The sequence below is a fragment of the Streptomyces sp. NPDC041940 genome (assembly GCF_055589465.1).
Genome location: NZ_JBVJBP010000001.1, coordinates 895,368 through 914,272 on the forward strand (window position 1 = coordinate 895,368; position 18,905 = coordinate 914,272).

At 70.7% G+C, this 18,905-nt stretch carries 14 protein-coding genes; 8 read left to right on the forward strand and 6 right to left on the reverse strand.

The annotated features are described in order from the left end of the window. Nucleotides 1–15: 15 nt before the first annotated feature. On the reverse strand, nucleotides 16–705 hold the full coding sequence (locus ACZ6I3_RS03905; protein ID WP_469411400.1) for a maleylpyruvate isomerase family mycothiol-dependent enzyme: 690 nt from the start codon (nucleotides 703–705) through the stop codon (nucleotides 16–18). Nucleotides 706–927: 222 nt separating this feature from the next. On the opposite strand from ACZ6I3_RS03905, the gene uvrA reads away from it, so the two are divergent. Continuing rightward, nucleotides 928–3,918, forward strand: a complete 2,991-nt coding sequence (gene uvrA, locus ACZ6I3_RS03910) for an excinuclease ABC subunit UvrA (protein ID WP_469411401.1) — start codon at nucleotides 928–930, stop codon at nucleotides 3,916–3,918. An 85-nt stretch (nucleotides 3,919–4,003) separates the two neighbouring features. Here uvrA and ACZ6I3_RS03915 read toward each other — a convergent pair whose 3' ends face one another. Next, nucleotides 4,004–4,561 carry a YceI family protein gene (locus tag ACZ6I3_RS03915; RefSeq protein ID WP_469411403.1) on the reverse strand — a complete coding sequence of 186 codons (558 nt, stop codon included), beginning with the start codon at nucleotides 4,559–4,561 and terminating at the stop codon, nucleotides 4,004–4,006. Nucleotides 4,562–4,662: 101 nt separating this feature from the next. Between ACZ6I3_RS03915 and ACZ6I3_RS03920 the strand changes: the two genes are divergently transcribed. Continuing rightward, nucleotides 4,663–5,526 carry a helix-turn-helix domain-containing protein gene (locus ACZ6I3_RS03920; RefSeq protein ID WP_469411405.1) on the forward strand — a complete coding sequence of 288 codons (864 nt, stop codon included), beginning with the start codon at nucleotides 4,663–4,665 and terminating at the stop codon, nucleotides 5,524–5,526. A 6-nt stretch (nucleotides 5,527–5,532) separates the two neighbouring features. Here ACZ6I3_RS03920 and ACZ6I3_RS03925 read toward each other — a convergent pair whose 3' ends face one another. The 4 genes from ACZ6I3_RS03925 to ACZ6I3_RS03940 form a co-directional block, all read right to left on the reverse strand. Further along, nucleotides 5,533–6,441 carry a carbohydrate kinase family protein gene (locus ACZ6I3_RS03925; RefSeq protein ID WP_469411408.1) on the reverse strand — a complete coding sequence of 303 codons (909 nt, stop codon included), beginning with the start codon at nucleotides 6,439–6,441 and terminating at the stop codon, nucleotides 5,533–5,535. After that, nucleotides 6,438–7,517, reverse strand: a complete 1,080-nt coding sequence (locus ACZ6I3_RS03930; protein ID WP_469411410.1) for a LacI family DNA-binding transcriptional regulator — start codon at nucleotides 7,515–7,517, stop codon at nucleotides 6,438–6,440. Before ACZ6I3_RS03930 ends, ACZ6I3_RS03925 begins: the two co-directional genes overlap by 4 nt. Nucleotides 7,518–7,656: 139 nt before the next feature. After that, on the reverse strand, nucleotides 7,657–8,604 hold the full coding sequence (locus ACZ6I3_RS03935; RefSeq protein ID WP_469411412.1) for a hypothetical protein: 948 nt from the start codon (nucleotides 8,602–8,604) through the stop codon (nucleotides 7,657–7,659). Between the two features lie 247 nt (nucleotides 8,605–8,851). Beyond that, on the reverse strand, nucleotides 8,852–9,004 hold the full coding sequence (locus ACZ6I3_RS03940) for a hypothetical protein (protein ID WP_184597020.1): 153 nt from the start codon (nucleotides 9,002–9,004) through the stop codon (nucleotides 8,852–8,854). Between the two features lie 264 nt (nucleotides 9,005–9,268). On the opposite strand from ACZ6I3_RS03940, the gene uvrC reads away from it, so the two are divergent. The 6 genes from uvrC to gap all read left to right on the forward strand — a co-directional run bounded on the left by uvrC (nucleotide 9,269) and on the right by gap (nucleotide 18,763). Next, complete coding sequence (uvrC, locus tag ACZ6I3_RS03945; RefSeq protein ID WP_469411414.1) at nucleotides 9,269–11,383, forward strand: excinuclease ABC subunit UvrC; 2,115 nt, start codon at nucleotides 9,269–9,271, stop codon at nucleotides 11,381–11,383. Next, nucleotides 11,380–12,339: an RNase adapter RapZ gene (gene rapZ, locus ACZ6I3_RS03950; RefSeq protein ID WP_469411416.1), complete on the forward strand. Its 960-nt coding sequence runs from the start codon at nucleotides 11,380–11,382 to the stop codon at nucleotides 12,337–12,339. Before uvrC ends, rapZ begins: the two co-directional genes overlap by 4 nt. After that, nucleotides 12,336–13,415: a gluconeogenesis factor YvcK family protein gene (locus ACZ6I3_RS03955; RefSeq protein ID WP_189731002.1), complete on the forward strand. Its 1,080-nt coding sequence runs from the start codon at nucleotides 12,336–12,338 to the stop codon at nucleotides 13,413–13,415. Before rapZ ends, ACZ6I3_RS03955 begins: the two co-directional genes overlap by 4 nt. Then, nucleotides 13,406–14,395: a DNA-binding protein WhiA gene (gene whiA, locus ACZ6I3_RS03960; RefSeq protein ID WP_469411417.1), complete on the forward strand. Its 990-nt coding sequence runs from the start codon at nucleotides 13,406–13,408 to the stop codon at nucleotides 14,393–14,395. The genes ACZ6I3_RS03955 and whiA overlap by 10 nt, the downstream gene beginning before the upstream one ends. Nucleotides 14,396–14,547: 152 nt before the next feature. Then, nucleotides 14,548–17,502: a M14 family metallopeptidase gene (locus ACZ6I3_RS03965; RefSeq protein ID WP_469411419.1), complete on the forward strand. Its 2,955-nt coding sequence runs from the start codon at nucleotides 14,548–14,550 to the stop codon at nucleotides 17,500–17,502. A 250-nt stretch (nucleotides 17,503–17,752) separates the two neighbouring features. Then, nucleotides 17,753–18,763, forward strand: coding sequence for a type I glyceraldehyde-3-phosphate dehydrogenase (gap, locus tag ACZ6I3_RS03970; RefSeq protein WP_468193274.1), 1,011 nt, complete (start codon nucleotides 17,753–17,755; stop codon nucleotides 18,761–18,763). Nucleotides 18,764–18,905: the final 142 nt, after the last annotated feature.

The following is an 18,905-nucleotide window of genomic DNA, read 5'->3' on the forward strand; positions in this document are numbered from 1 at the left end:
CCGGAGCGCCGGGACCTAGAGCGGGGGCAGCGCCGGAAGCGGGCCGCCGGCCACCTCCAGGGCAGATCCGGCACGCCGGCCTGCGAGCCAGCCCAGCAGATCGGCCGGGGGACCGGTGACGGTCATCTCGGGTCCGTCTGCGGACCGCCGCCCGGTGCTCCACGCGCGCGTGCCGTCCGTGAGGCGCGTGGGCGGTACGCCGGGATGCCCGGCGAACCGGTCGGCCAGGAAGACGATCTCCCGCTCGGTGAACTCCGCCGGCAGATCCTCCAGCTCGTACCCGATCCCCAGGTCCACGTGATGCAGCTCCACCTCCACCCACCGCCGGAACGGCACCCGGGACGCGGAGTCCGTGACCCCGTTGCGCAGCTCCACCGTGCGCGACCAGTCCGCCGGAGCGGCCCCGGTCCCCTGGAAGCGGGCCGCGCTCTCGCGCAGGTCGGCGAGTTGGACGTCGAGGGCGCGCGGGGCGTCCCGCTCGATGTCGCTGTCCCGGGCCTCGCCGGAGACGTACATGGGACGCCCCTCGAGGACGTTCACGAGGGCGTCCGCGTTGCGGGCGAGGTGGGCGAGGACATGGCCGCGGGTCCAGCCGGGAAGCCGTGACGGCTGCGTCACAGACGCGTTGTCCAGTTTGCCGACTGCGATGAGCAGCCGCTCCGTAGCGTCATGTACAGACGCCAGGTCATGACCGTGATCAATCATGGTGCTGACCCTAGCCGCGCCACACCTTTGGGTGAAGGTGGTGAACGAGTGCCGTAAATCGAATGCACGTGCTATATGGTCGGACGTGGCGTCGGGCATGCTGGAGAGCCGGGGTTTGTTGGCAACCCGTGAATCCGACCGGCGTTGTCAGTGGCTCCCCCTAGTCTGAGAAAGACGGGGGCCCCGCCCCTGTCACTTCTCTCAAGAAAGGTGCGGACCGGCGTGGCCGACCGTCTCATCGTTCGTGGAGCGCGCGAGCACAACCTCAAGAACGTCTCGCTCGACCTCCCGCGCGACTCGCTCATCGTCTTCACGGGCCTGTCGGGGTCGGGCAAGTCCTCGCTGGCCTTCGACACCATCTTCGCCGAGGGACAGCGGCGCTACGTGGAGTCGCTCTCCTCCTACGCCCGGCAGTTCCTCGGCCAGATGGACAAGCCGGACGTCGACTTCATCGAGGGCCTCTCCCCGGCGGTCTCCATCGACCAGAAGTCGACCTCGCGCAACCCGCGCTCCACGGTCGGCACCATCACCGAGGTCTACGACTACCTCCGTCTGCTCTTCGCGCGCATCGGCAAGCCGCACTGCCCCGAGTGCAGCCGCCCGATCTCCCGCCAGTCGCCGCAGGCCATCGTCGACAAGGTCCTGGAGCTGCCGGAGGGCAGCCGCTTCCAGGTGCTGTCGCCGCTGGTGCGCGAGCGCAAGGGCGAGTTCGTCGACCTCTTCGCCGAGCTCCAGACCAAGGGCTACTCCCGCGCGCGCGTGGACGGCGAGACCATCCAGCTGTCGAACCCGCCGACGCTGAAGAAGCAGGAGAAGCACACCATCGAGGTGGTCGTCGACCGCCTCACGGTCAAGGAGGGCGCCAAGCGCCGCCTCACCGACTCCGTGGAGACCGCGCTCGGCCTGTCCGGCGGCATGGTCGTGCTCGACTTCGTCGACCTCCCCGAGGACGACCCCGAGCGCGAGCGCATGTACTCGGAGCACCTGTACTGCCCGTACGACGACCTCTCGTTCGAGGAGCTGGAGCCCCGCTCCTTCTCCTTCAACTCGCCCTTCGGCGCCTGCCCGGACTGCTCCGGCATCGGCACGCGCATGGAGGTCGACGCGGAGCTGATCGTCCCGGACGAGGACAAGAGCCTCGACGAGGGCGCCATTCACCCCTGGTCGCACGGCCACACCAAGGACTACTTCGGCCGCCTCATCGGAGCGCTCGCCGACGCGCTGGGCTTCCGTACGGACATCCCCTTCGCGGGCCTGCCGCAGCGCGCCAAGAAGGCCCTGCTGCACGGCCACAAGACCCAGGTCGAGGTCCGCTACCGCAACCGCTACGGACGCGAGCGCCGGTACACCACGGCCTTCGAGGGCGCCATCCCCTTCGTCAAGCGGCGGCACAGCGAGGCCGAGAGCGACTCCAGCCGTGAGCGCTTCGAGGGCTACATGCGTGAGGTGCCCTGCCCCACCTGTGAGGGCACGCGCCTCAAGCCGATCGTCCTCGCGGTCACGATCATGGACAGGTCCATCGCCGAGGTCTCCGCGATGTCGATCAGCGACTGCGCGGACTTCCTGGGCGAGCTGAAGCTCACGGCCCGCGACAAGAAGATCGCCGAGCGCGTGCTGAAGGAGGTCAACGAACGGCTGCGGTTCCTGGTCGACGTCGGCCTGGACTACCTCTCGCTGAACCGCGCGGCCGGCACCCTCTCCGGCGGCGAGGCCCAGCGCATCCGCCTGGCCACCCAGATCGGCTCCGGCCTGGTCGGCGTCCTGTACGTCCTCGACGAGCCGTCCATCGGCCTGCACCAGCGCGACAACCACCGCCTGATCGAGACCCTGGTCCGGCTGCGCGACATGGGCAACACGCTCATCGTCGTCGAGCACGACGAGGACACCATCAAGACCGCCGACTGGATCGTCGACATCGGCCCCGGCGCCGGTGAGCACGGCGGCAAGGTGGTGCACAGCGGCTCCCTGAAGGACCTGCTCGCCAACGCCGAGTCGCAGACCGGTCAGTACCTGTCCGGCAAGAAGGCCATCCCGCTGCCCGACATCCGGCGCCCGCTGGACCCGTCCCGGCAGCTCACGGTGCACGGCGCCCGGGAGAACAACCTCCAGGACATCGACGTGTCCTTCCCGCTGGGCGTGCTCACCGCCGTCACCGGCGTGTCCGGCTCCGGCAAGTCGACGCTGGTCAACGACATCCTGTACACACACCTGGCCCGCGAGCTGAACGGCGCGAGGAGCGTGCCCGGGCGGCACACGCGCGTGGACGGCGACGACCTCGTCGACAAGGTCGTGCACGTCGACCAGTCGCCCATCGGCCGCACCCCGCGCTCCAACCCGGCCACCTACACCGGCGTCTTCGACCACATCCGCAAGCTGTTCGCCGAGACCACCGAGGCGAAGGTCCGCGGCTACCTGCCCGGCCGCTTCTCCTTCAACGTCAAGGGCGGCCGCTGCGAGAACTGCTCGGGCGACGGCACCATCAAGATCGAGATGAACTTCCTCCCGGACGTGTACGTCCCGTGCGAGGTCTGCCACGGCGCCCGGTACAACCGGGAGACCCTGGAGGTCCACTACAAGGGCAAGTCCATCGCCGACGTCCTGAACATGCCGATCGAGGAGGCCACGGAGTTCTTCGAGGCGGTCCCCGCGATCTCCCGCCATATGAAGACCCTGAAGGACGTCGGCCTCGGCTACGTCCGGCTCGGCCAGTCCGCGACCACCCTGTCCGGCGGTGAGGCCCAGCGCGTCAAGCTCGCCAGCGAGCTCCAGCGCCGCTCCACCGGCCGCACGGTCTACGTCCTGGACGAGCCGACCACCGGTCTGCACTTCGAGGACATCAGCAAGCTGCTGACGGTCCTGTCCGGGCTGGTCGACAAGGGCAACACGGTCATCGTCATCGAGCACAACCTCGACGTGATCAAGACCGCCGACTGGATCGTCGACATGGGCCCCGAGGGCGGTGCGGGCGGCGGCCTGGTCGTCGCCGAGGGCACTCCCGAGCAGGTCGCCGCGGTCCCGACCAGTCACACCGGCAAGTTCCTCCAGGAGGTCCTCGGCGCCGACCGCATCAGCGACGCGTCCTCGGTACGGGCACCGCGCAAGGCGCCGGCGAAGAAGACGGCGGCGAAGAAGACGGTCCCGGCGCAGGCCAGGGCGAAGAAGACGGCGACGAAGACCGCCGCGAAGAAGACGACGCGGACCAGCAAGAGCTGAGAACCGCGCTGAGGCGCTGTGCCCCCACGGGATCATCGGTGACGATCCCCCGCGGGGCACAGCGCCTCGGCCGTCCTCACGACGTTCAGTCGTTCTTCGGCTCCACGAACTGCATGTCGAGCTGGATCTTCACCACTTCCCCGAGCAGACCGGGAGCGAAGTCGAGCCCGAACTCGCTGCGTCGGATCTCGCCCGTCGCCTCGAACCCGGCATGCCGGCTGCCGTCCATGGGCACCTCGACCAGCCCGCCGAACTCCACGGCGAGCGTCACCGGCCGGGTCACCCCGCCGATGGTCAGCTCACCCTCCATCGTCCAGTCCTCGCCCTCACCCGACACCCGCGTCGAGCGGTAAGTCATCGTCGGGCGCTTCTCGACATCGAGGAGGTCGGAGGCGCGGACATGCGCGTCCCGGTCGGCATTGCCCGTGTCGATCGAGGCCAGGTCGACGGTCGCGGAGACCCGTACGTCCTCCACCCGTTCCCCGACGGAGAGTTCGGCCTCCAACCGCTCGAAACGACCCCGGACCTTGGCGATGCCGAGGTGACGGATGGTGAAGTTCACGGAGGAGTGGAACGGGTCCAGGGCCCAGTCCCCCGGAGTCAGCGGCAGGGCGGTGGCGGCGGCAGCGATGTCATTCGTCATGTGTTCCACCCTGAGAGCCGGGCGGTCCGGGAGGGAGACCGTCCGGAGCCTGGTAGTGGCAGGGCCACGATCCCGGCCCGGGCGCGTTGTACGTTCGGCGGGTGAGCGACAACGAGTTGGGCACCTTCCTGCGCACCCGGCGTGAAGCCGTCAGCCCCGCCGAGGTGGGGCTGCCCACCGGGCAGCGGCGCCGCACCCCGGGTCTGCGGCGCGCCGAACTGGCCACGCTCGCCGGCGTCAGCGTCGAGTACCTCACCCGGCTGGAACAGGGACGCGACCGCAACCCCTCCGCCCAGGTGCTCGGCGCCCTCGCCGACGCCCTGCACCTGACGCTCAACGACCGGATGCTGCTGCGCCGCCTGACCAAGGAGGCGGACGGCGGCGACCCGCTGGTCTGCGCGGCGGCTCCGTCGCTCGGCCGCACCGCGCGCCCCACTGTCCGGTCCGTGCTCGACCGCCTGGAGCCGACCCCCGCGCTGGTGGTCAACTGGATCGGTGACATCCTCGCCCACACCGCGGGCTACGAGCGGCTGGCCGGCCCCATCGGCGTGCTCGACGACGAGCGGCCCAACCTGCTCCGGTACCTGTTCACCGACGAGCGGGCCCGGGTCGCCTACCGCGACTGGGACCGGGTGGCCGACGACCTCGTCGCCCGGCTCCGGCACGGGGCCCCGCTCCGGGATCCGCACGTCGCCGAGTTGGCCGACGAGCTGACGGTGACGGCGGGGGCGGACTTCGCCGACCGGTTCGCGGACCTCGCCCTGGCCCCGCGGCGGACGGTCTCCCAGCACATCGAGCACCCGGAGGCCGGATCGCTGCGACTGCTGCACGAGACGCTCGTGCTGCCCGACGAGGGCCAGCGCGTGATCGTCCATCTGCCCGCCGACGATGCCACGGCCGCCGCCCTGGACCGCCTCGACGGCCGCCGCCCCGGCGCGCTGCGGGCCGTGGGCGAGGCCGGCTGACCGGCTTCAGCCGTCCAGCTCGTGCGCGTACGGCGGCTCCGCCCCGGCCCGTGAGCAGGTGAGCGCGGCGGCGCGGGCCGCGAAGCCCAGCAGTTCCATCCAGCCCTCGGACCCCAGTGCGGCCAGTGCCCGCTCGCTGAGCGCGTCGCGTACCGCCAGCCCGTGCAGCAGCGCCGCGTTGACGGTGTCGCCCGCGCCGATCGTGTCCACGACCTCCACCCGCTCGCCCGGCACCGCGTACTCGCCGCCGTCGGCGGTGAAGACGGTCAGCCCGTCGCCGCCCCGGGTGATCACGACCGCTGCCGGGCCCGCCGCCAGCCACTCCTGGGGCGTGCCCCTGAGCCACTGGGCGTCCTCGGCGGACAGCTTCAGCAGCGACACCGACGGCAGCCAGCTCTTGAACCGCGCCCGGTAGGCGTCCGCGTTCGGGATCAGCCCGGCCCTGATGTTCGGGTCCAGCGCGGTGAACACGCCCCGCGCGGCCGCCGAACGCATCAGCTCCTCGTACGCGCTCGCCCCCGGCTCCAGCACCAGCGAGCAGGTGCCGAAGGAGACCGCACGGGTGCCCGAAGGCAGCGCGGAGGGCGCCGCGAACAGCCGGTCCGCCGTCCCGTCCACATAGAAGGAGTACGCCGCCGAACCGTCCACGCCGACCGTGGCGACGGCGAGGGTCGTCGGCTCGGCGCCGCGCTGCACCGACGACACGTCGACCCCGGTCTCGCGCAGCCGGTCCAGCAGCGCCTCCCCGAAGGCGTCGGACGACACCCGGGAGCAGAAGGCGGCGGGGGAGCCGAGACGGCCCAGCGCCACGGCCGTGTTGTACGGGCCGCCGCCGAGCGCCGGCTGCAGCGCCGCCAGGGCACCCGCGCCCCGCGGTACCAGGTCGATCAGTGCCTCACCGGCGACGACGATCATGCGACGGTTCCTCTCTCGGGCTGAGCGGACTGCTCGGACCGGACGGATCGCCCGGACTCGTCGGGGCAGCCGCACGAGGTGCGGTGGACGAAGGCGGAGGCGAGCCGCACGGTACGCGCCGGCCGGTCCGGCTCGGCGAGACGCTCCAGGAGCACGCGTACGGAGCGGGCGCCGATGTCCTTGCTGGGCTGCGCGATCGCGGTGAGCCGGGGCGAGAACAGATCCGCCCAGGCGAAGTCGTCGAAGCAGCACAGCGCGATGTCGCCCGGTACGGACAGGCCGCGGGCGCGCAGGGCACGCAACGCCCCGATGGTCATGGCGTTGTTGCCGGTGACCAGCGCGGTGGGCGGCACGGCGAGGGACAACAGGGCCGCGGTGGCCTGTTCGCCACCGGCCGACTCCGAGTCGCCGTGCACCAGGAGCCGTTCGTCGTACGCCAGTCCCGCGAAGGCGAGGCCGCTGCGGTAGCCGGTGATCCGCTCGCTCGTGGTGCTGAGCCCCGGCCGCCCCGCCACCAGCCCGATCCGCCGGTGGCCGAGGCCGGCGAGATGGGTGACCAGCCGGGACGTCGGTTCGGCGTTGTCGGCGCACACCTGGTCGAAACGCGGACCGCCGCCCGCCGCCGGGGCGTCCACCAGCCGGTCGAGGAACACCGCCGGTACGTCGTGCCGCCCCAGGTACGCCAGCAGCCCGCGCGGATCCGCCGAGGGTGCGACGATCATGCCGTCCACTCGGCGCTCGTGCAGCAGCCGGACGACCTTGCGCTCGTGCTCCGGGTCGTCGTGCGGATCGGCGATCAACAGGCTGTAGCCGTGTTCCAGGGCACTGGCCTCGACCCCCTGGAGGATCTCCGTGAAGTACGGATTACTGATGGCCGACACCGCAAGCCCGATGGAACGGGTGCGGGACGTCACCAGGGAACGGGCCAGCGTGTTCGTGGTGTAGCCGAGCTCCTCCACGGCGTCCAGGACCGCCTGGCGGGTGTGCGGCAGCACCGGCCGGGTGCCGTTCAGCACGTGCGAGACGGTCGCCACGGAGACACCGGCGCTCCGCGCGACATCGGCCATGGTCGCCATGCCGTTCCCTCCTCCGCTCCCGGTGGCCCGGCGGGGAACGTATCGCATCCGACGACAGACGTAAACGCTTGCGCAAACGTTTACGTCACGAGACCGTCATCGCGACCGCAGACCGGACACGGCTCCGCCGTCGTGACGCCTACTCCCAGTCCCAGCCGATCCCCAGAAACCCAGCCCGCACCCGCGGCTCGACCACGTGCACCGACCGGTGCCGTCCGCTCAGTGCCAGCTCCTGGCAGCCATTGCGCGGCGCCGCCGCCGAGTGCTGCGCGAACCGGTGACAGCGCACCGGGAGGGCCGCCGCGTCGAAACACACCTGGAGCGCGTACTGGCCGCCGGGGACGTCGAAACCGCGGACGTACTCGCGTGACTCGTCCGCCGTCCCGTCCTCGACGCCGTAGCGGAACAGGAAGGTGTCCCCGGCCCGCAGCCGGGTGTCGAAGAGCAGCTCGGCGGCGAGCACTCCGGTGTCGAGGTGCCAACGGACTCGTCCCGTACGACAGTTCTCCAGGGCATGCACCCGCATGCGCTCGGGCACGGCTCCCCGGTCGCCGTGGTGGACGGCGACGAAGCGGTCGATGCCGTCCCGGTGGGCGCGCACGATGTGGTGCGACTCGCGTTCGGCAAGCTCGCGCCGCGCCCCGATCCGCAGCCGCTCGTGGTGCCCGAGAGTGTGCAGGCCCCCGTCCGGCGGGCAGTCCAGCTCGGCCAGCAACTGGTCCAGCACCCCGGAGGCCTCGACGAGGGAGCGATAGGACCGGGCCGCTGACCGTTGCCCGGACGGGCCGTTGTCGGACTCGGCGAGCAGCCGGATCAGCGACTCCTCGGGAAGCTCCAGGATCTCTTCCAGCGCGCGGACCGCTCGCAGCGACTCGGGGCGCTGCGGACGCCTGGCCCCCTGCTGCCAGTAACTCAGGCTCGTGACACCGACCTTCACGCCGTGGCGGGACAGATGGTGCTGCACGCGTTGCAGCGGCAGCCCACGGGCTGCGATCGCCGCACGCAGGGCGACGTGGAAGGGGCCGCCTCGCAGGGCCGAGTCCAGGTCCGCGGTGGCGATGTCCGCGTGCTGTGTGGCGTGCGGCATGCAGGGGCCTCTCTCTGAGTCGGCAACGGCTGGTCAGACCGTTCGCACTGGCCGCCCGGGGCCGTCCCGCCGGCGCACGGCGGGTCTTCACATCCGTACGTCGTCGTTCAGGGCCCCGAGTTCCACCGCATTGAAGCGTGTTGACCTGGTCCCGACAACACCTGATGCCGGACAGTGATGTACGCCCGTCCGGACATGCGAACGCCCGGGGCGCACACCCCGGGCGTTCGCGGCAGACGGCGGGTTCCTAGGAGCGGTCGCTTCCGCCCTGTTCCTCGAGGGCGAGACGCTTGGCCCGGACTATGTCGGGGTCGCGCGGGTCCAGGGCGTCGCGCAGCGCGAACGCCTCGTCCGCGTACCGGCGGGCACGGACCGTCCGCCGGGTTTTCTCGATCCGCATCTGCTTCATCTGCGCAGCCCTCCGACCCGTGGCCCGCCCGCTCCGCGTGGAAGCGGCCGGTCCGCACTGACAACCTGTGCCTGCACCGACACGGCCCTCGTCCGCCGGACGCCGCCGTGTCCCCGTGGGAAGCCTGCATTCCCGCTACCGGCCCGCCGTAATCCCCGCGGCGGGACATGCCGTTGGAAACTGCCACCCGCCAAGCCCGTGATCGTGCCCCGCGCTCCCGTCGGACTGTCGGTGCTCGCCAGTAGGGTGTGAGACATGGCCGACCCCTCCAGCTACCGCCCCAAACCGGGCGAGATCCCCGACACGCCGGGGGTCTACAGGTTCCGCGACGAGCACCGCCGGGTGATCTACGTCGGAAAGGCGAAGAGCCTGCGCCAGCGCCTGGCGAACTACTTCCAGGACCTGGCGGGAATGCACCCGCGCACCCGGACCATGGTCACCACGGCCGCGTCCGTGGAGTGGACGGTGGTGTCCACGGAGGTCGAGGCGCTCCAGCTGGAGTACTCCTGGATCAAGGAGTACGACCCCCGGTTCAACGTCAAGTACCGCGACGACAAGAGCTACCCGTACCTCGCGGTGACGATGAACGAGGAGTACCCGCGCGTGCAGGTGATGCGCGGTCACAAGAAGAAGGGCGTCCGCTACTTCGGGCCCTACGGGCACGCGTGGGCCATCCGCGACACGGTCGACCTCCTGCTGCGCGTCTTCCCCGTGCGCACCTGCTCGGCCGGTGTCTTCAAGAACGCGGCCCGGACCGGCCGCCCCTGCCTCCTCGGCTACATCGGAAAGTGCTCCGCCCCTTGCGTGGACCGGGTGTCCGCCGAGGAGCACCGCGAACTGGCCGACGAGTTCTGCGACTTCATGACCGGCCGGACGAACACCTACATCCGCCGCCTGGAGAAGCAGATGGGCGAGGCGGCCGAGGAGATGGAGTACGAGCGGGCGGCCCGGCTGCGCGACGACATCGGGGCCCTGAGGAAGGCCATGGAGAAGAGCGCGGTCGTGCTGGCCGACGCGACCGACGCCGATCTGATCGCGGTCGCCGAGGACGAGCTGGAGGCGGCCGTCCAGATCTTCCACGTGCGCGGCGGACGCGTGCGCGGCCAGCGCGGCTGGGTCACCGACAAGGTGGAGGAGATCACCACCGGCGCCCTCGTGGAGCACGCCCTGCAGCAGCTCTACGGCGAGGAGACCGGCGACGCCGTCCCCAAGGAGGTCCTGGTCCCGGCCCTGCCCGACCCGGTGGAGCCCGTCCAGGAGTGGCTCACCGGGCGGCGCGGCTCGATCGTCTCCCTGCGCGTCCCGCAGCGCGGCGACAAGAAGGCCCTCATGGAGACGGTCCAGCGCAACGCACAGCAGGCGCTCGTCCTGCACAAGACCAAGCGCGCCTCCGACCTGACCACGCGCTCGCGTGCCCTGGAGGAGATCGCCGACGCCCTCGACCTGGACAGCGCCCCGCTCAGGATCGAGTGCTACGACATCTCCCACCTCCAGGGCGACGACGTCGTGGCCTCCATGGTCGTCTTCGAGGACGGCCTCGCCCGCAAGAGCGAGTACCGCCGCTTCCAGATCAAGGGCTTCGCAGGCCAGGACGACGTCCGCTCCATGCACGAGGTGATCACCCGCCGCTTCCGGCGCTACCTCGCCGAGAAGGAGAAGACGGGGGAGTGGACCGACGGCGAGGGCGCGGACACCCCCGAGGCCGACACCCCTGAGATCAACAGCAACGGCGAGATCGTCGGACCCGGCCTCACCGAGGACGACGGCCGCCCCAGGAAGTTCGCCTACCCGCCCCAGCTCGTCGTCGTCGACGGCGGCGCCCCCCAGGTCGCGGCCGCCCGGCGGGCCCTGGACGAGCTCGGCATCGACGACATCGCCGTGTGCGGCCTCGCCAAGCGCCTGGAGGAGGTCTGGGTGCCCGGCGACGACGACCCGGTGGTCCTGCCCCGCACCAGCGAGGGCCTGTACCTGCTCCAGCGGGTCCGTGACGAGGCCCACCGGTTCGCGATCACCTACCAGCGCGCGAAGCGGGCCAAGCGCTTCCGCTCCAGCCCCCTGGACGACGTGCCGGGACTCGGGGACACGCGGAAGCAGGCACTCCTGAAACACTTCGGTTCGTTGAAGAAATTGCGGTCCGCCACCATCGACCAGATCTGTGAGGTTCCCGGCATAGGCCGCAAGACCGCCGAGACCATCGCGGTGGCCCTCACGCAGGCGGCCCCGGCCGCACCCGCCGTCAACACGGCGACCGGAGAGATCATGGAAGAGGAACCCGGCACGGAAACCGGCGCGGAACCCGGCACCATGGGTGCCAGTGGGGAACCCGTGACGATGGGCGCCCCGGACGAACGACGGGGGCAGGAGACATGAGTGTGAACGAGCACGACGCGCAAGAACAGCAAGCCGGAGACGGAGCACAGGTGAGCACGGGCACACCCAACGACAAGGCCCCGGTCCCGGACACGGCCATCCCCGAGCTGGTGATCATCTCCGGCATGTCCGGGGCCGGCCGCTCGACGGCCGCGAAGTGCCTGGAGGACCTCGGCTGGTTCGTCGTCGACAACCTGCCGCCCGCGCTGATCCCCACCATGGTGGAGCTCGGCGCCCGCTCCCAGGGCAACGTGGCCCGGATCGCCGTCGTCGTCGACGTCCGCGGCCGCCGCTTCTTCGACAACCTCCGCGACTCCCTCGCCGACCTGGAGGCGAAGAACGTCACCCGGAGGATCGTCTTCCTGGAGTCCTCGGACGAGGCCCTGGTGCGCCGCTTCGAGTCGGTCCGCCGCCCGCACCCCCTCCAGGGCGACGGCCGGATCGTCGACGGCATCGACGCCGAGCGCGAACTGCTGCGCGAGCTGCGCGGCGACGCCGACCTGGTGATCGACACCTCCAGCCTGAATGTGCACGAGCTGCGCGCCAAGATGGACGCCCAGTTCGCCGGCGAGGAGGAGCCGGAGCTGCGGGCCACGGTGATGTCCTTCGGCTACAAGTACGGCCTGCCGGTCGACGCCGACCTCGTCGTCGACTGCCGCTTCCTGCCGAACCCGCACTGGGTCCCGGAGCTGCGCCCGTTCACGGGCCTCAACGAGGAGGTCTCCGGGTACGTCTTCAACCAGCCCGGAGCCAAGGAGTTCCTCGACCGGTACACGGAGCTCCTCCAGCTCGTCGCCACCGGCTACCGCCGTGAGGGCAAGCGCTACGTGACCATCGCCGTGGGCTGCACGGGCGGCAAGCACCGCTCGGTCGCCATGTCGGAGAAGCTCGCCGCCCGGCTCGCGTCCGAGGGCGTGGAGACAGTGGTCGTACACCGGGACATGGGACGCGAATGACACGACGTACTCCGCGGCTGAGCCGGCTGCGCCGGGTGGTGCCCGACGGCAGCACCGACGCACGGGCCGGCCGGCCCGCCGAGGCCCGGGGCGGCAGACCGCGCCGCCGGGGCACCCAGCCCAAGGTCGTCGCCCTCGGCGGCGGCATGGGCTTGTCCGCCTCGCTGGCCGCACTGCGCCGGATCACCGGTGACCTCACCGCCGTCGTCACCGTGGCCGACGACGGCGGCTCCAGCGGCCGGCTCCGCGACGAGCTGGGCGTACTGCCGCCCGGCGACCTGCGCAAGGCGCTGGCCGCGCTGTGCGGTGACGACGACTGGGGCCAGACCTGGGCCCGGGTCATCCAGCACCGCTTCCAGTCCCAGGGCGACCTGCACGAGCACGCGGTCGGCAATCTGCTGATCGTCGCCCTCTGGGAGCAGCTCGGCGATCACGTCCAGGCCCTCGACCTGGTCGGACGGCTGCTGGGCGCCCAGGGGCGTGTGCTGCCCATGTCCGCCGTCCCGCTGGAGCTCCAGGCCCTGGTCAAGGGGCACGACCCGGAGCGTCCGGAGGAGGTCGACACGGTCCGCGGCCAGGCCACCGTCGCCCTCACCCCGGGCGAGGTGCAGTCCGTGCACGTCGTGCCGCACGACCCGCCCGCCGTGCCCGAGGCGGTCGAGGCCGTCCTGGACGCGGACTGGGTGGTGCTCGGCCCCGGCTCCTGGTTCTCCTCGGTCATCCCGCACCTGCTCGTGCCCGAGCTGCTGGACGCGCTCACGCAGACCAAGGCGCGGCGGGTACTCTCCCTGAACCTCGCCCCGCAGCCCGGAGAAACCGAGGGCTTCTCCCCGCAGCGTCATTTGGAGGTTTTGGGACGACACGCCCCTAAACTCGCCCTGGACGTGGTGCTGGCCGACGAGGCCGCCGTGCCCGACCGTGACTCCCTGACCGACGCCGCCAAGCGCTTCGGGGCCGCGGTCGAGCTGGCGCCGGTGGCCAGACCCGACGGGACCCCGAGGCACGACCCGGAGCTGTTGGCCGCCGCGTACGACCGTATTTTTCGGATGCATGGAAGGATCGGCCCATGGCGATGACGGCAGCGGTGAAGGACGAGATCTCCCGGCTCCCCGTCACCCGGACCTGCTGCAGAAAGGCGGAGGTCTCCGCCATGCTGCGGTTCGCCGGCGGCCTCCACCTGGTGAGCGGTCGGATTGTGATCGAGGCGGAGCTGGACACGGCGATGGCGGCCCGCCGTCTGAAGCGGGACATCCTGGAGATCTTCGGCCACAGTTCCGAACTGATCGTGATGGCACCCGGCGGACTGCGCCGCGGTTCCCGCTACGTCGTACGTGTCATCGCGGGCGGGGACCAGCTGGCCCGCCAGACCGGCCTGGTCGACGGGCGCGGCCGCCCGATCCGCGGCCTGCCCCCGCAGGTGGTCTCGGGGGCCACCTGCGACGCCGAGGCCGCCTGGCGTGGCGCGTTCCTGGCGCACGGCTCGCTCACCGAGCCCGGCCGCTCCTCCTCCCTGGAGGTGACGTGCCCGGGCCCCGAGGCCGCGCTCGCGCTGGTCGGCGCCGCCCGCCGCCTGCATATCGGCGCCAAGGCCCGTGAGGTGCGCGGTGTGGACCGGGTCGTCGTCCGTGACGGCGACGCCATCGGTGCCCTGCTGACCCGGCTCGGTGCCCACGAGTCGGTGCTGGCCTGGGAGGAGCGCCGGATGCGCCGCGAGGTGCGCGCCACGGCGAACCGGCTCGCCAACTTCGACGACGCCAACCTGCGCCGCTCGGCCCGTGCGGCCGTCGCGGCCGGTGCCCGGGTGCAGCGTGCCCTGGAGATCCTCGCCGACGACGTCCCCGAGCACCTCGCCGCCGCCGGCCGGCTGCGCATGGAGCACAAGCAGGCCTCCCTGGAGGAGCTGGGCGCGCTCGCGGACCCGCCGTTGACCAAGGACGCCGTCGCCGGCCGGATCCGCCGCCTGCTGGCCATGGCCGACAAGCGCGCCTCCGACCTCGGCGTCCCGGGCACGGAGTCCAACCTCGCCGACGAACTCGCCGACAACCTCGTCGGCTGACCTCACAGGCCGTCAATCAGCCGGTGTCCGGCGCCCACTTGGGTGGTCGGCACCGGCTTTCGCGTGTCGTTCAGGCACTCTTGACTCGATCATGGACTGTCATGAGCCTGGCATCTGTTCGCTGCTGTGGCGAACCCACGCAAGGGGGGTTCATGAGACGAAGAGCGAGATCGATCCTCGCTGTCGGCGCGCTCCTGATCGGCGGAGCGAGCATCGCACCCATTGCCCAGGCACAACCGGGAAGTTCGGCCCCGTCCGACTCGGACGAAGTCAAGGTCTTCCGGGCCGAGGTCACCCAGAAGCAGGTACCCCTGCTGCTGGCGGCCGGTCAGGACGGCCACGAACTCGGCGAGCAGGTGCCCGAGAAGGGCACGGGAACCGTCGAGGTCTATCTCACCGACCAGCAGGCGACGAAGCTTCGGAAGCAGGGCGTCGGCCTCACCGAGCACAAGGTCTCCGCAGGTGCCGAGAAGCGCGTCAAGAACGCCGCCGAGGGCGTGTTCCGCCCGTACAGCGGAGGGGGTGGCCTGAAGGAGGAGATCCTCCGGGCCGCGCAGCAGCACCCCGGCCTCACCAAGGTCGTCTCCATCGGCAGGACGGTGGGCGGCCAGGACATCCTGGCCCTGAAGCTCACCAAGAACGCGAAGAAGACGAAGGACGGCTCCAAGCCCTCCGTCCTCTACATGTCCAACCAGCACGCGCGCGAGTGGATCACGCCGGAGATGACCCGGCGTCTGATGCACCATTACCTGGGCAAGTACAAGACGGACAAGCGCGTCAAGAAGATCGTCGACTCCACCGAGCTGTGGTTCCTCCTGTCGGCCAACCCCGACGGCTACGACCACACCTTCAAGAGCGACGACAACCGCATGTGGCGCAAGAACCTGCGGGACAACAACGGCGACGGCGTCATCGGCACCGGCGACGGCGTCGACCTCAACCGCAACTTCACCTACAAGTGGGGCTACGACGACGAGGGCTCGTCCCCCAGCCCCACCAGCGAGACCTACCGCGGCGCGAGCCCGGGCTCCGAGCCGGAGACCAAGGCCCTGGACGCCTTCCAGAAGCGCATCGGCTTCACGTACGGCATCAACTACCACTCCGCCGCCGAACTCATCCTCTACGGAGTCGGCTGGCAGGTGGCCACCCCGACCCCGGACGACGTCCTGTACGAGGCGCTCGCCGGCACGCCCGAGAACCCGGCGGTGCCCGGCTACCACCCGCAGGTCTCCTCCGAGCTGTACACGACGAACGGCGAGGCCGACGGCCACGCGGCGAACGTCAACGGCCTGGCGATGTTCACCCCCGAGATGTCGACCTGCGCGACCGCCTCGAACGTCGACCCGAACGACGAGTGGAAGGCGTCCGACTGCCGGTCGGTCTTCACCTTCCCGGACGACGAGAAGCTGATCCAGCAGGAGTTCGCGAAGAACGTCCCGTTCGCGCTGTCCGTCGCCGAGTCGGCCTCCCGCCCCGACCGGCCGTCCTCCTCGGTCGGCATGAGCGCCGCCGACTTCACCCCGGCCGCCTTCTCCACGTCCTACTCGCGCGGCGCCGACCAGGAGATCTCCGTCGTCGCACGCAAGTCCGTGCGCGACAAGGAGCTGAGGTACCGCGTCAACGGCGGCCGCACCGAGGACATGGCGCTCCGGCCATGGAAGGGCGGCGAGACGTACGGCGGTGAGGACAACCTCTACTTCGACGAGTACCGGGCGAAGGTCAAGGACGGCGACCCGGGCGACAAGGTCGAGGTGTGGTTCACCGGCGAGACGAAGAACGGGAAGCCGGTCTCCAGCAAGCGCTTCACCTACACCGTGGCCGAGCTGCCCAGGGCGAACACCCTCGTGGTGGCCGAGGAAGGCGCCACCGCCACGCAGGCGCAGAGCTACGTGGACGCGCTCAGGGCCAACGGCCGCAAGGCGGTCGTCTGGGACGTCGCCACGCAGGGCGCGCCCGACGCGCTCGGTGTGCTGAGCCACTTCGACACCGTCGTCCACTACACGGGTGCGGGCGTCCCGGGCGTCGCCACCCAGCTCCGGCTGCGGGCCTTCCTCAACGAGGGCGGCCGGCTGATCGAGGCGGGCGAGCAGGCCGGCGGCAGCGTCGACCTGGGCGGCGGCACCCTGTCGAACGACTTCGGCCAGTACTACCTGGGTGCCTACAGCCGTACCTCGACTCCCGGGGCGACCGGTTTCACCGGATCCGGCGGGCTCGGCGGCTTCACGGGCACGCTCGCCGGCGCCCCCGGCAACCCGCTCGACAAGGCGGGCACCTACGCGGTCACCTCCGGCGAACTGCCCGCCGACAAGTACCCGCAGTTCGCGAGCGAGGGCGCGGGACAGTTCGCCGGCACGGTGAACCCGTACGGCCCCTACGCGGGCTCCTCCATGGCGGCGGCCGTCCACACCAACGACGGCTACAAGCGCCTCACCCGTACCGTGGACCTCACCGGCACCACGGCGGCGGACAAGCCCACGCTGCGCACCCAGTTGCTGTGGGACACCGAGCCCGGCTACGACCATGTCCTGCTCGAGGCCCACACCTCCGGCGCCGACGACTGGACGACCCTGCCCGAGGCGGGCGGCGCCACCAAGGCCACCGTGCCGGAGGAGTGCGCGGCCGGGTTCTACGTCAATGAGCACCCCTGGCTGAAGCGCTACCTCACCCTGACGGGCGACGGCTGCACCGCGACCGGAAGCTCCGGCCAGTGGCACAGCCTCACCGGCGCCTCCAGCGGCTGGCAGCAGGTGAACTACGACCTGAGCGCCTATGCCGGCAAGACGGTCGAGCTGTCGATCAGCTACGTCACCGACCCGGGCACCGGCGGGCGAGGCGTCCTCGCCGACGACGCCTCGCTCGTCGTCGGCGGCACGGCGAAGGAGACCGAGGGCTTCGAGACCTCCCTCGGCGCCTGGAAGACGGCCGGCCCGCCCGCGGGCAGCCCGGCCGTCCTCAAGGACTGGGCGCGCACCGGGGCGCTGTTCCGGACATTCGGCGCGGTCACCACGGACGACACCGTGCTGCTGGGCTTCGGCCTGGAGCACGTCGCCGCGGCGGCCGACCGGAAGGCACTGATGAGGAAGGCGCTCGCTTCCCTGGACGGGTGACACCCCTTACCTGAAAGGGTGACGTCCCTGGTCAACAGGGATGCGCTCCGTGTAGCGAAATCGAGTGATCTTGCTCTCAGCGGTGGGCGGTCCGTACCCCTACTGGCGGGTACGGACCGCCCTGCCGTGTATGGGGCATCTGGATGTCACCACCTGGGGCTCAGGGAGGTAGGGTCGTAGGCGGTCGGGGACATCCCAAACAGAGCTCGCCGGCTCTTCATGGCCGGCGTACCAACGAGGAGATCGGTTCGTGACGATCCGCGTAGGCATCAACGGCTTCGGCCGCATCGGCCGCAACTACTTCCGTGCGCTGCTGGAGCAGGGTGCGGACATCGAAATCGTGGCTGTCAACGACCTGGGTGACACCGCGACCACCGCTCATCTGCTGAAGTACGACACCATCCTGGGCCGCCTCAAGGCAGAGGTGTCGCACACCGCAGACACGATCACGGTCGACGGCCACACCATCAAGGTGCTCTCCGAGCGCAACCCCGCCGACATCCCGTGGGGCGAGCTGGGCGTCGACATCGTCATCGAGTCGACCGGCATCTTCACGAAGAAGGCCGACGCCGCCAAGCACCTCACCGGCGGCGCCAAGAAGGTCCTCATCTCGGCTCCGGCCAAGGAGGAGGACATCACCATCGTGATGGGTGTCAACCAGGACAAGTACGACCCGGCGAACCACCACGTCATCTCCAACGCCTCCTGCACCACCAACTGTGTGGCGCCGATGGCCAAGGTCCTCGACGAGAACTTCGGCATCGTCAAGGGCCTGATGACGACGGTCCACGCGTACACCAACGACCAGCGCATCCTGGACTTCCCGCACTCGGACCTGCGTCGCGCCCGCGCCGCCGCCGAGAACATCATCCCGACGACCACGGGTGCCGCGAAGGCCACCGCGCTGGTCCTGCCGCAGCTCAAGGGCAAGCTCGACGGCATCGCGATGCGCGTCCCGGTCCCGACCGGCTCGGCCACCGACCTGGTCGTGACGCTCCAGCGTGAGGTCACCAAGGACGAGGTCAACGCCGCGTTCAAGAAGGCGTCCGAGGACGGCGACCTCAAGGGCTACCTGGCCTACACCGAGGACCAGATCGTCTCCTCGGACATCGTCAGCGACCCGGCCTCCTGCACCTTCGACTCCTCCCTGACCATGGTCCAGGAGGGCAACTCGGTGAAGATCCTCGGCTGGTACGACAACGAGTGGGGCTACTCCAACCGCCTCGTCGACCTTACGGTCTTCGTCGGCAACCAGCTCTGATCAACCAAGCAGGCACGACCATGTGAGTGCAGGGGTGGGGGGGGGGGGGGGGGGGGGGGGGGGGGGGGGGGGGGGGGAGAGAGGGGGGGGGGGGGGGGGGGGGGGGGGGGTGGGGGGAGGAGGGGGGGGTGGGGGGGGGGGT

Bases quoted from the DNA above. Each gene is read 5' to 3' on its own strand.
- uvrC (WP_469411414.1), top strand. From the start codon at position 9,269: ATGGCCGACCCCTCCAGCTACCGCCCCAAACCGGGCGAGATCCCCGAC.
- ACZ6I3_RS03965 (WP_469411419.1), top strand. From the start codon at position 14,548: ATGAGACGAAGAGCGAGATCGATCCTCGCTGTCGGCGCGCTCCTGATC.
- ACZ6I3_RS03930 (WP_469411410.1), bottom strand. From the start codon at position 7,517: ATGGCGACCATGGCCGATGTCGCGCGGAGCGCCGGTGTCTCCGTGGCG.
- ACZ6I3_RS03935 (WP_469411412.1), bottom strand. From the start codon at position 8,604: ATGCCGCACGCCACACAGCACGCGGACATCGCCACCGCGGACCTGGAC.
- whiA (WP_469411417.1), top strand. From the start codon at position 13,406: ATGGCGATGACGGCAGCGGTGAAGGACGAGATCTCCCGGCTCCCCGTC.
- rapZ (WP_469411416.1), top strand. From the start codon at position 11,380: ATGAGTGTGAACGAGCACGACGCGCAAGAACAGCAAGCCGGAGACGGA.
- ACZ6I3_RS03915 (WP_469411403.1), bottom strand. From the start codon at position 4,561: ATGACGAATGACATCGCTGCCGCCGCCACCGCCCTGCCGCTGACTCCG.
- ACZ6I3_RS03905 (WP_469411400.1), bottom strand. From the start codon at position 705: ATGATTGATCACGGTCATGACCTGGCGTCTGTACATGACGCTACGGAG.
- ACZ6I3_RS03940 (WP_184597020.1), bottom strand. From the start codon at position 9,004: ATGCGGATCGAGAAAACCCGGCGGACGGTCCGTGCCCGCCGGTACGCG.
- ACZ6I3_RS03925 (WP_469411408.1), bottom strand. From the start codon at position 6,441: ATGATCGTCGTCGCCGGTGAGGCACTGATCGACCTGGTACCGCGGGGC.
- ACZ6I3_RS03955 (WP_189731002.1), top strand. From the start codon at position 12,336: ATGACACGACGTACTCCGCGGCTGAGCCGGCTGCGCCGGGTGGTGCCC.